The 12,022-nt window shown below is 60.3% G+C and carries 11 protein-coding genes; 3 read left to right on the plus strand and 8 right to left on the minus strand.

Annotated elements, in window-relative coordinates; translation table 11 throughout:
- Positions 1-70: 70 nt before the first annotated feature.
- Both FW800_RS11505 and FW800_RS11510 read left to right on the plus strand, forming a co-directional pair.
- Positions 71-1,714 (plus strand): MFS transporter, encoded by a 1,644-nt coding sequence (locus FW800_RS11505; protein WP_005789335.1) that lies wholly within the window; start codon positions 71-73, stop codon positions 1,712-1,714.
- On the plus strand, positions 1,711-2,856 hold the full coding sequence (locus FW800_RS11510; protein ID WP_446437665.1) for an HlyD family secretion protein: 1,146 nt from the start codon (positions 1,711-1,713) through the stop codon (positions 2,854-2,856). The genes FW800_RS11505 and FW800_RS11510 overlap by 4 nt, the downstream gene beginning before the upstream one ends.
- Before the next feature lie 572 nt (positions 2,857-3,428).
- Here the strand turns inward: FW800_RS11510 and FW800_RS11515 are convergent.
- The 8 genes from FW800_RS11515 to copC form a co-directional block, all read right to left on the minus strand.
- Positions 3,429-4,709: a TRAP transporter large permease gene (locus FW800_RS11515; protein WP_216091757.1), complete on the minus strand. Its 1,281-nt coding sequence runs from the start codon at positions 4,707-4,709 to the stop codon at positions 3,429-3,431.
- A 1-nt stretch (position 4,710) separates the two neighbouring features.
- Positions 4,711-5,238: a TRAP transporter small permease gene (locus FW800_RS11520; RefSeq protein WP_005789330.1), complete on the minus strand. Its 528-nt coding sequence runs from the start codon at positions 5,236-5,238 to the stop codon at positions 4,711-4,713.
- A gap of 63 nt (positions 5,239-5,301) precedes the next feature.
- Positions 5,302-6,264, minus strand: a complete 963-nt coding sequence (locus tag FW800_RS11525) for a TRAP transporter substrate-binding protein (protein ID WP_248128551.1) — start codon at positions 6,262-6,264, stop codon at positions 5,302-5,304.
- A gap of 51 nt (positions 6,265-6,315) precedes the next feature.
- Complete coding sequence (locus FW800_RS11530; protein WP_446437666.1) at positions 6,316-7,191, minus strand: SMP-30/gluconolactonase/LRE family protein; 876 nt, start codon at positions 7,189-7,191, stop codon at positions 6,316-6,318.
- Positions 7,192-7,221: 30 nt separating this feature from the next.
- On the minus strand, positions 7,222-8,040 hold the full coding sequence (locus FW800_RS11535) for an NAD-dependent epimerase/dehydratase family protein (RefSeq protein WP_032880497.1): 819 nt from the start codon (positions 8,038-8,040) through the stop codon (positions 7,222-7,224).
- Between the two features lie 170 nt (positions 8,041-8,210).
- On the minus strand, positions 8,211-9,473 hold the full coding sequence (locus FW800_RS11540) for an OprD family porin (RefSeq protein ID WP_446437667.1): 1,263 nt from the start codon (positions 9,471-9,473) through the stop codon (positions 8,211-8,213).
- Positions 9,474-9,734: 261 nt separating this feature from the next.
- Entirely contained in the window at positions 9,735-10,592 is an 858-nt protein-coding gene (copD, locus tag FW800_RS11545) for a copper homeostasis membrane protein CopD (protein ID WP_446437668.1), read from the minus strand.
- Between the two features lie 3 nt (positions 10,593-10,595).
- Complete coding sequence (gene copC / locus FW800_RS11550; protein ID WP_032880503.1) at positions 10,596-10,961, minus strand: copper homeostasis periplasmic binding protein CopC; 366 nt, start codon at positions 10,959-10,961, stop codon at positions 10,596-10,598.
- A 116-nt stretch (positions 10,962-11,077) separates the two neighbouring features.
- Here copC and FW800_RS11555 point away from each other — a divergent pair, with 116 nt between their 5' ends.
- Positions 11,078-11,698: a TetR/AcrR family transcriptional regulator gene (locus tag FW800_RS11555; protein ID WP_005789320.1), complete on the plus strand. Its 621-nt coding sequence runs from the start codon at positions 11,078-11,080 to the stop codon at positions 11,696-11,698.
- The last annotated feature ends 324 nt before the right edge of the window (positions 11,699-12,022 follow it).

The following is a 12,022-nucleotide window of genomic DNA, read 5'->3' on the forward strand; positions in this document are numbered from 1 at the left end:
CTGCTCAGGTTTACTACTACCTGAGTAAGCGCTTCACCGACCTTGCACGTCGGCTCACCAAGGTCACCGAATGGATAAATACACCCCCCACACCTGGCAGCCCCACGAGCGGCCGAGCCTGCCCGGCTCGCCGTCGACGCCGCTGCACCCCACCCACAAGCGCTGGCTGTTTGCGCTGGTGGGCGTGCTGGTAGCTATCACCGGTGGCCTGGGCAATGCCCTGGTTATCGCCAACCTGCAATACCTGCAAGGCGCACTGGGCGCGACCACCGCGGAAATGGCCTGGCTACCCGCCGCGTATGTCATGACCAACGTGTGCATGAACCTGCTGCTGGTGAAGTTTCGTCAGCAGTTCGGCCTGCGTGCGTTTACCGAAGTGTTCCTGGTGTTGTATGCGCTGGTGACTTTCGGCCACTTGTTTGTCAACGACCTCAACTCGGCCATTGCGGTGAGGGCGGCTCACGGCATGGTCGGCGCGGCGCTGAGTTCGTTGGGTTTGTACTACATGATCCAGGCGTTCCCGGCCAAGTGGCGCTTGAAAGCCCTGGTGCTGGGGCTGGGCACCGCGCAATTGGCGCTGCCCCTGGCGCGGCTGTTTTCCGAAGACTTGCTGCAGATCGCCGAATGGCGCGGGTTGTACCTGTTTGAACTGGGCCTGGCGCTGATCTGCCTGGGCTGCGTGTTCCTGCTCAAGCTGCCGCCCGGTGACCGCTTCAAGACCTTTGAAAAACTCGACTTCCTCACCTTCGCCATCCTTGCCACTGGCGTTGCTTTACTGTGTGCGGTGCTGTCCCTGGGGCGTATCGACTGGTGGCTGGAAGCGCCGTGGATCGGTGTGGCCTCGGCCTGCTCGCTGGTGCTGATCATGGCGGGGCTGGCCATCGAGCATAACCGCAGCAACCCGATGCTGATGACGCGCTGGCTGGGCAGCGGCGTGATGATTCGCCTGGCCTTGGCGGTAGTGCTGATTCGCATGGTGCTGTCCGAGCAATCCACCGGTGCGGTGGGGTTCATGCAAATGCTGAACATGAGCTACCAGCAAATGCATACCTTATATGTGGTGATGCTGGCCGGGGCGATTGCCGGGCTGGTGGTCAGCGCGTTGACGATCAACCCGGCGCACCTGTTGATGCCATTGGTGATTTCCCTGGCACTGATGGCGACAGGTTCGGTGATGGACAGTTTTTCCAGCAACCTGACGCGCCCGCAAAACCTCTACATCAGCCAGTTCCTGCTAGGCTTTGGCGGCACGTTCTTCCTCGGGCCGACCATGGTGCTGGGCACGAAAAACGTGCTGACCAACCCACGCAACCTGGTGAGCTTCTCGGTGATGTTCGGGATTTGCCAGAACCTCGGCGGCCTGATCGGCGCGGCGTTGCTGGGCACCTTCCAGACCGTGCGCGAGAAGTATCACTCAAGCATGATCGTCGAGCACCTGACCTTGATCGACCCCCGTGTGGCGGCGCGAGTGCAGAGCGGCGGGTCGGCCTACGGTGGCATCGTCGCCGACCCGGAACTGCGCAACCTGATGGGCATCCGCAGCCTGGCCACGGCGGCCACCCGTGAAGCGAATGTAATGGCTTACAACGATGTGTTCATGCTGATCGCGATTATTGCGATCCTGACCATGCTGTGGATCTTCACCCGCAGCCTGTGGTTGATGAGCACCACCAAGGCAATCCCTCCTGTTCAACCCAGCGGCGCGACTTCATGACCGAACCTTCAACCACCACCACAACCGCCATCGCTGCCACACCGGAAGGCAGCACGCCACCGGGCGCCGTGCCCACCCAATTGAGGCCTTTGCGCGTGCGCATCATCTCGTCCCTGGGTTTTGCCGCCATCGCCATCATCGGTGTGCTGATCGTGCTGTACGCCTGGCAATTGCCGCCGTTCAGCAGTGCGGTGGAAACCACCGAAAACGCTCTGGTGCGCGGGCAGGTGACGATTATCGGCCCGCAACTTGGCGGCTATGTGTTCGAAGTACCGGTGCAGGATTTCCAGTATGTAAAAGCGGGGGACCTGCTGGTACGCCTGGATGACCGCATCTACAAACAGCGCCTGGACCAGGCCCTGGCGCAGCTGGCCGTGCAGAAAGCGTCGCTGGCCAATGTGGTGCAGCAACGCAACAGCGCCGAAGCGACCATCAAGCTGCGTCAGGCCGCGCTGGTCGACAGCCAGGCCCAGGCGCGCAAGAGTACCGCTGACTTGCGTCGCAACGAAGAATTGATCAGCGATGGCTCGGTGTCCAAGCGCGAGCTGGACGTGACCCGCGCCGCCAATGCCCAGACCATTGCCGCCGTAGCCCAGGCCCAGGCCAGCCTGGAAATTGCCCGGCAAGACCTGCAAACAGTGATCGTCAATCGCGGCTCCCTGGAAGCGGCAGTCGCCAGTGCCGAGGCGGCGGTGGAACTGGCGCGGATCGATTTGTCCAACACCCGCATCACCGCGCCACGCGATGGTCAGTTGGGGCAGATCGGCGTGCGCCTGGGTGCCTACGTTAACTCCGGCGCGCAATTGATGGCCCTGGTGCCCAAGCAGTTGTGGGTGATCGCCAACATGAAGGAAACCCAGATGGACAATGTGCAGGTCGGCCAGCCGGTAACCTTCACCGTTGACGCGCTGAACCATCGCAAATTCCATGGCACGGTGCAGCATATCTCGCCGGCAACCGGCTCGGAGTTCAGCCTGTTGCAGGCGGATAACTCCACCGGCAACTTCGTCAAGATCGCCCAGCGCGTGCCAGTGAGGATTACCGTGGACCCGGACCAGGCCGAGAGCGAGCGGTTGCGACCTGGGTTGTCGGTGGTGGTGAGTATCGATACGGCAGGGCGCCTGAAAAACAGCCCACCCTGACCCTGACACAGTGCAGAGCAAAATGTGGGAGGGGGCTTGCTCCCGATTAGCACAGGTATCTACACAACTTTGCATTCGCCAACAGTAACCACGATGCGAAGCGAGCCGCTCTTGATCTTGATCTTGATCTGCTTTTGATCTCAGGCGCCCCGTTAAACCACGCTGGCCGGAATTCGACAGGGATTTGGGGGGTAAACCGGCAGGGATGCCGGTTTAGCCGCCCCGCGCCATGGATGGCGCGTGGCGGCGGCCCCCCAAATCCCTGTTGGATTACGGGCACACCGAGCCTAGGCGAGGTGCCGAGTGGTGGGGCAAGAGCCCTTTTGGTTACTTTTGGGGCTCTTTTCCAAAAGTGACCCGCTGTAAAAGCGGAACCAATAGCGGCCGTTACCCAAACACCGGATATGTACTCGGTCTGATCCAGCACCCTGGTCGGCCCGGAGGCCGCCATCGGGAGCAAGCCCCCTCCCACATTTGACCAAGGTGTGTCACGTAGGCGCCTGTCGATTGTGAGGCCGTCAGGTGAGCAACCCCCCTCTCACATTTGCTCACCTGTGTTCTGACGATTGGGTTTACAGCACCACGCTCGGCAACCACAACGACAGTGCCGGAATGTAGGTCACGGCGATCAGCACCAGAAACAGCACCGCATAAAACGGCAGCAGCGCCTTCACGGTTTTCTCGATGCTTACCTTGCCCACCGCCGCACCCACAAACAGCACCGCACCCACCGGCGGGGTAATCAGGCCGATACCCAGGTTGACCAGCATGATCATGCCAAAGTGCACCGGGTCGACGCCGATACCGAGGATCACCGGCAACAGGATCGGCGTAAGGATCAGGATCAGCGGTGCCATGTCCATCACCGTGCCGAGCAACAGCAGCATGACGTTGATGCACATCAAGATCACGTAGCGGTTGTCCGACAGGGTCAGGAACAGCGTGGTGATCTTCGCCGGGATCTGCATCAGGGTCATGATGTAGCCGAAGCTGGCGGCGAAGGCGATGAGGATCATCACGATGGAAATGGTGCGTACCGTGCGATGCATCAGCTTGGGCAGCTCGCGCCATTTGTAGTCGCGGTAGATGAACATGGTCACGAAAAACGCCCACAGCACCGCGATGGCCGCCGACTCGGTGGCGGTGAAGATGCCCGACAAGATGCCGCCGAGGATGATCACCATGGCCATCAGGCCCCAGAGTGCATCAGCGGCGATCTTCAAGGCCTGCTTCAAGGGGATGACTTCGCCCTTGGGGTAGTTGCGCTTTTTCGCGAAGATCAGGCACAGCACCATCAGGCACGCGCTCATTAAAAGGCCCGGCACCACGCCGGCCATGAACAGCGAGGCGATTGATACCGTGCCGCCGGCGGCCAGGGAGTAGAGCACCGAGTTGTGGCTGGGCGGGGTCAGCAGCGCCTGTACCGAGCCACTCACGGTCACCGCCGTGGCGAACTCCCGTGGGTAGCCACGGCGTTCCATCTCCGGGATCAGCACCGAACCGACCGACGCGGTATCGGCCACCGACGAGCCTGAGATCGCACCGAAAAACGTCGACGCCATGATGTTGACCAGCGACAGCCCGCCGCGCACAAAGCCCACCAGCACCCCGGCAAACGCCACCAGCCGCCGCGACATGCCGCCCTCGGCCATGATCGCTCCGGCCAATACGAAGAATGGAATCGCCATCAGTGAAAACTTGTTCACCCCGCCCGCCACCTGGATCATCAGGGCCTGGAACGGAATGTCGATCCACCACGCGCCGATCAGCGCCGACAAGCCCAGGGCGTAGGCCACCGGCATGCCGATCAGGATCAAGGCGATAAAGCTGCCCAGCAGAATCAATGCGTCCATATCAGGCAGCCCCTTCGCTTTCTTCAACCAGGTCGAAACGCACTACGCGCCGGTGGCTCTGGTCGCCTAGCAGAAGTTTTTCCAGCACGAATATCAGAGTCAGCAAGCCGCCAATCGGGATCGGCATATAGGTGATACCCACACGCAGGGTAGGGATGGCGCTCATGAACTGGTTCCAGGTGGATAGGCACAGCTTGGCGCCCCAAATGGTCATGAACAGGCAGATGGTCGCCATCAACAGTTGCGAGACGATGCCGACAACGCGGCGCTGAGCATCAGGCAGGCGATCAGTGATCATCGCCACCGACATATGCGCCCCGGCGCGGTAGCTGGCAGCCGCGCCGATAAAGGTGAACACCAGCATCAGCAGGATCGCAGAGGGTTCCGGCCAACTGGAGCCGGTGCCGAGAATATAGCGGGCGAAGATGCCCCAGGGAATGATCAGCGCGACCCCCAGGACCGAGAGGCCGGCGACCCAGATGCAGGTCATGTAGATACGGTCGTTGATGCGCAGCAGTAGATTCTTCATGGCGTTCACCGTGACCGGGCGCGTCGATACCGACCGCGCCGGGCCTTGTCAGGGAGGAGGGCGTTACTGAACGGCGTCGATACGCTTGATGATGTCGGCGTAAGGCGCACCGTACTTCGCGCGAACCTGCGCGGTGGCGTCATAGAAGGGCTTTTTGTCGACGGTGATGAACTCGACCCCGGCCTTTTTGAGTTTCTCTTCACTGCTGGCCGACTTGGCATCCCACAACACACGCTCGTCAGCCTGGGCGGCCTTGGCGGCTTCCTTGACCATGTCCTGCTGTGCGGCGGTGAGCTTGTTCCAGGTGATTTTCGACATCACGATGGGCTCGGGCAGGATCAGGTGTTCGGTGAGGGTGTAGTACTTGGCGTTCTGGAAGTGGTTGTGTTCCAGAAGCGTCGGCGGGTTGTTTTCTGCGCCGTCGATCACCCCGGTCTGCAAGGCGCTGAAGATCTCGCCGGTGTCCATGGCGATACCGTTGGCGCCCATTGCATTGAAGGCTTCGATGAAGATCGGGTTGCCTTGCACGCGAATCTTCATGCCCTTGAGGTCTTCGATCTTGCGCACTGGTTTCTTGGTGTAGAGGTTGCGCGTGCCGCCGTCCATCCAGGCGAGGGCGACCAGGCCGAACTCGGAATCGGTGATCTTGGCGAGGATCTCATCGCCGATTTCGCCGTCAATCACCTTGCGCATATGCGCCTGGTCGCGGAACACGAACGGCAGGTTGAACACATTCACGTCCGGCACCACCGGGCCGACGATGCCAAGGCTGACGCGGGTCATTTGCACGGCGCCGACCTGGGCCTGTTCGACGACTTCCTTCTCGGAGCCGAGCACACCGCCCGGGAAGTACTTGAAGGTCAATTCGCCCTTGCTTTGCTGGGTCAGGGCCTTGCCCATGTTTTCTTCGGCGACCACGGTGGGGTAGCCAGCGGGGTGGATATCGGCAAACTTGATTTCCAGCGCGTGGGCGGCGCTGCTGAGGGCCAGGAGTGTGGCAGCGAGCAAGGTGCGTTTGAAGTCCATGGGCGGTGATTCCTGTCTTGTTATTGTTGTATTCAAGGCACAGCGATGCAGCTAGAGGATGAACTGGGGTTCGGGCAATCCCTTGACGCCGGGGTTGAGGGCAAACACGCCGCCGGACAGCGAACTGTCACGCTGATCGTCACGAATGGAGGTGACGTACAGGGTGTCCAGGCGGCTGCCGCCGAAGGCGCACATGGTGGGTTTTTTTACCGGTACGGTGAGGGACTGGTCGAGGCGACCGTCGGGGGTGAAACGGTGGACCAGGCCGGCATCGTTGGCGCAGATCCAGTAGCAGCCATCCGCGTCGACAGCTGCACCATCGGGCCTGCCGAGAAAGTCATGCATGTCCACAAACACCCGGCGGTTGGACGGCGCACCGGTGTCGATGTCGTAGTCGAATGCCCAGATCTGCTGCACTAGCGGGTGTGAATCAGAGGCATACATTGTGCGGCCATCGGGGCTGAAGGCCAGACCGTTGAGGGTGATGAAACCATCGAGCTGCGCATGGGGCGCCGTGCCAGACGCATAGCGATAAAGGGTGCCCTCAGCGGCGTTCAACCCCATGTTCAGCACCATGCTGCCGGCCCAGAAGCGGCCTTGGCGATCACAGCGGCCGTCGTTCAAGCGCATGTCCGGGCGCGGGTGTTCGACACCGGCCAAGAGCGTAGTGTCGAGGCTGCCGTCGTTGTGCGGGGTCAGTTCAAAGAAGCCGGTTTCCATGCCTGCCACCCAGTTGCCCGCTTGGGTACGGGCGATGCAGGCGAGCATCTGCGGGGCTTGCCAGGCACGCAGGTGTCCGGTAGAGGCGTCCCAACGGTGCAAGCCACCGTTGGGGATGTCCACCCAATAGAGGGCGTTTTCTTCAGGCACCCATATCGGGCATTCCCCCACGGCGTTGCGGGCATCAACAATCAATTCTGCAGTCATGGCCACTCATTCCTTTGGGTTGCTGTGCACTCAGTCACCGAACGGGCCTGCCGCGCAGAACGCGCCGCCCTGATAAATCCTTGCCGGGTCATCATCTGCGACCGGCGGCTGGGCCTCGACCTGGGCGCGGAACACTTCGGAGCTGTCCTTGGGCGCAAAGCCCAGGTGTGCGGCGTAGCGGTTGTCCCACCAGGTGTCGAGGTTGGCCGACATGCCGTAGACCACGGTATGGCCGACATCGGGCGTGTACAGCGCACGTTCGAGTAGTTGGGTCAGGTCGTCGAAGCTCAGCCACGTGTGCATCATCCGGCGGTTCTGCGGCTGCGGGAACGAGGAGCCGATGCGGATGCTCACCGTCTGGATGCCATAACGGTCAAAGTAGAAACTGGCCATGTCTTCGCCGTAGGACTTGGACAGGCCGTAGTAGCTGTCCGGGCGGCGTGGGGAGTGGGCGTCGAGTTGTTCACCCTGTTTATAGAAACCGATCACATGGTTGGAGCTGGCGAAGATCACACGCTTTACGCCATGGCGACGTGCGGCCTCGTAGATATGGAAGATGCCGCTGATATTGGCGCCGAGCACTTCTTCGAACGAGCGCTCTACCGATACGCCACCAAAATGCAGGATGGCGTCGACGCCTTCTACCAATTGGTGCACGGCTTGCTTGTCGGACAGGTCGCAGGTTTGCACTTCTTCGCGGGCATCGATGGCGGGGGCCATGTCGGCGATATCCGACAGGCGCAGGACCTTGGCGTAAGGGCGCATACGTTCGCGCAAAACTTTACCGAGGCCACCGGCGGCGCCGGTGAGCAGCAGGCGGTTAAACGGAGCAGGGGTTGTGGTGGTCATGGGCGTTCCAGATTTTTGTTGTAGGTTGTCGTATGACTATATGGAAATAGTGTTAGGGATTCTTGGTGTTGTCAACGTCCTTCCAGGCGCATGAGATCAAAGGGGGGAGCTGGCAAGCCAGCTTCCACATGGATGTGTGGCACCTTTGAGATCGAGTTCGACCCTGGAACTTACAACAACGAAATCGGATAGCTGATGAAAATCCGGTTCTCATCAAACTCGTTATTGCTGAAGTCGCGCCGCATTGTCGAATTGCGCCACTTCACATTGAGGTTTTTCAGTGCACCACTTTGCACCGTATACGCCAGTTCCGACTCACGTCCCCATTCCTTGCCATCGGTGATCGCTGCGGTGTGCACGTTACTGCCGCTGATATAGCGGTTCATCAGGGTCAGCCCTGGCACGCCGAGTACGACAAAGTTGAAGTCATGGCGCACCTGCCAGGATTTTTCCCTGGCATTGTCATAGCTGGAGTTGTAGCTGTCGTTGGCCAGCGTGCCGCCGCTGGTGCCGTTGATACGCATCCATACACTGTCGCCGGTGAGTTTTTGCAGGCCGACGTAGAAGGTGTGGCCGTTGTATTTGGCCGAGAGCAGGGCGAACACGGTCTTGTTGTCGAGGTCGCCGGCCAAGGCGCTGCCGTCTTCCTTGCCGTTGAAGAAGCCAAGGTTGGCGCCCAGGGTCCAGTCGCCCACCGGCTGGCTGTGGGTGAGGTTCAGATACTGTTGCTGGTAGATATCAGTGAGTTCGGCGTACCACAGCCCGACCTGGGTGCGCTTGTCGTTGAAGGTATATTCGCCCCCGCCGAAGTTGAAGCGGTCCGAGGTGAACGCAGCTTTGCCGTTCATGAACATGTCTTCCATGCTCGCGTCGTTGCGTGGGCTGTTGCCGCGAAACTGGCCGCCGTAGAGGGTCAGACCGGCGATCTCATTGGACGTGACCTGGCCGCCGCGAAAGGTCTGGGGCAGAGAGCGGCCATCATCGGAACGCAGGATCGGCAGCACTGGCATCCACTCGCCAAGTTTGAGCTCGGTCTTGGACAGCCTGGTTTTCAGCGCGACCCCAAGGCGTCCGAAATTGTCGGCAGGGCGGCCATCGTCATGCACCGGCAGCAGTTGAGTACCGGCAGTGCCTTTGCCGCCATCGAGCTTTTGCGAATACAGGCCCATTACATCAATCCCGAACCCGACAGTGCCTTGGGTAAAGCCGGATTTGGCGTCGAGAATGAAGTTTTGCGTCCACTCTTCGGCCTTGCCCTGAGGGTTGCCGGGGTTGGTGAAGTTGCGGTTGAAGTAGGCGTTGCGCAGGTTGAGCGTGGCCTTGGCGTCGTCGATAAAACCTTCGGCTTGAACGCACAGGGGCAGGGTGACGGCCAGGCTAGCGAGGCTGATAAGGCCCAGGCGTGCAGAGCAATTGCGGGCGAATTGACTCACAGTGAGGCTCCCTTTCTTTTGTTGTTTTTATTATTTGTTATACGTCGTCGTACAACATTGAGCGGGATATTTGCGGGGTTTTCGGGGTGTGTCAAGCAGAAGTTATACGATGACTTTGTATGACCTGATCTAAAGCGGGCAGGGTCAATGTGGGAGGGGGCTTGCTCCCGATAGCAGTGTGTCAGTCACAGATGATCTGACTGATACACCGCTATCGGGAGCAAGCCCCCTCCCACATTTGATTGAGTTAAACCTGGTTTTTTATACCGCTAAAACCATCGGAGGCAGGGTGCCAAGGAGTGAAACGGCGGCTACTGCGCAGACCCCCAGCAGCCATTCCATCATCACGCTGGCTTTCAAACTGCCCAAGCGCTGTTCGCAACGTTCGATACGCAACCGGTTCAGCAGCGCCAATCCCAGCATCCCCACCACCAACCCCACCTTGATCAGCAGGATCAAGGCAAACCCATTGAACAGTGGCGTGGGCCACAGTTGCCCGGTGAGCACGCGCACATTGATCAAACCGGTTACCAGCAAGCCGGCGACGAGGCCGTAACCCACGCCGCTGAAGCGCCGCAAAATCGGCTCCAGCCGGTACTCTTGCGCGTGCCTGAGGATCAGCACCAGCACCAGCAACCCACCCAGCCAGGCCCCCACGCACAGCAGATGCACCACTTGGTTGAGGATCAGCAATTGCCCACTCAGCCCGTCGAGCATGGCGCCATGGCCCACCGGCGCGAGGGTCGCCAGCAGCAGGGTGATCAATGGCAAACGCAAGGCTGGCCAGGGTTTGATCAGCACGATCACCAGCAGAACATTCAGCAGCAGATGCCAGGTCCATACCTGGCCGAAAAAGGTCTTGCCCAGCACCAATTGCACGGTGGCCGGTTGCAGTGCCGCGTCCCAACTGCCGGCCATGCTGGCGGTGATCAGCAGTAGCCACGCCACGCCGGAGCCAAGCCCCAGCCAGGCCAGGCCACGGGTGATGCATAGCAGTTGCCGGTCCAGAGTCGGCTGTACCTGGGTGCCGAGCAGCCAGGGCCGGAGCACGCAAGCCCCGAACATCAGCAGCACGACGATAAAATGCAGGAAACGGCACAGCACCAGCAGGGTTGCCATGGGTTACTGGCCGACCTTGAAGCTGTATTTACCGCTGCTCTTGTGGGTGTCGACCGACACTGCATTCCACACCACTTTGTAATTGCCGCTCGCGAGCGGGGCGGCAGGGGTCACGACCAGGACTTTCTTGTCCGCGTCCGGGGTTTCCAGGCCCTTGATGGCGATTTCAGTGCCGTCCTTGCTCAGGGACACCTTGGTGAAGGTGGCTTCGACGCCTTCGGTGAAGGTCAGGCGCAGGTCTTTCGGCGCGGCGACGCTGCTGTTGGCCGCAGGTTCTGCGCTCTTGAGGTGGGCATGGGCAAATGCCGCCGAGGCGCCCAGCAGAGAGGTGAGCAGGGCGAGGGTGGTCAGGGCTTTCTTGATCAACATTGTTCAATACCAATCAATGGGTAGGAGCGGGCAGTGTACGAAGTTTCGGCTTGGCCTGTCGCCCCGATCTAGAGCTGGTGGTAGTCTTTAACCCGTGTTGTTGTCAGGGAGCCCTTATGGGCAATCACAAGATCGGAATCCGTCGGGTCAACGTCGAGAAAATCCTGCTGGCGGCGGAGAAAGTCTTCGCTGAAAAAGGCTACGGCAGCACCGCTATGGCCGACATCGCCGAAGAGGTGCAACTGCCGCGTTCCAACCTGCATTATTACTTCACCACCAAGAGCGAGCTGTACAGCGCGGTGCTGTTCGACCTGCTGGAGCTGTGGAAGCAGGATGCCCTGAGCTTCGAAACCTTCGATGATCCGCGGGTGGTGCTCAGCAGCTACATCCGCGCCAAGATGCAGCGCTCGCGTACGCGACCGTATGGCTCCAAGGTCTGGGCCAATGAAATCATCCACGGCGCGCCCACGCTCGGTGAGGCCCTGGATGAAAGCCTGTACGACTGGGCCAAGATGAAGGAAGCGAAGATTCGCCAGTGGGTGCAAGACAAACGCATCCTGCCGGTGGAACCGTCGAGCCTGCTCTACATGATCTGGGCCTCGACCCAGCACTATGCCGACTTTGATCACCAGGTGAAGATTTTGAATGATCACCAGCCGTTGTCGGATATGCAGTTCGAAAAGGCGATTCAGACGGTGACCAGTGTGATCTTGCGGGGGATCGGATTGGAGCCTTGAGCCTTGTGGTGAGGCTGAGGGCCCCATCGCAGCATGGGTATCTACACAACTTCGTAGCAGTCACCAGTAACCACGATGCGAAGCGAGCCGCTCTTGATCTGCTCTTGATCTGCTTTTGATCTTAGGCGCCCCGTTAAACCACGCTGGCCGGAATTCGACAGGGATTTGGGGGGTAAACCGGCAGGGATGCCGGTTTAGCTGCCCCGCGCCATGGATGGCGCGTGGCGGCGGCCCCCCCAAATCCATGGCGGATTACGGGCACACCGAGCCTGGGCGAGGTGCCGAGTGGTGGGGCAAGAGCGTTTTGGTTACTTTTGCGCTTTT

It is taken from the genome of Pseudomonas sp. 910_23, assembly GCF_052850795.1.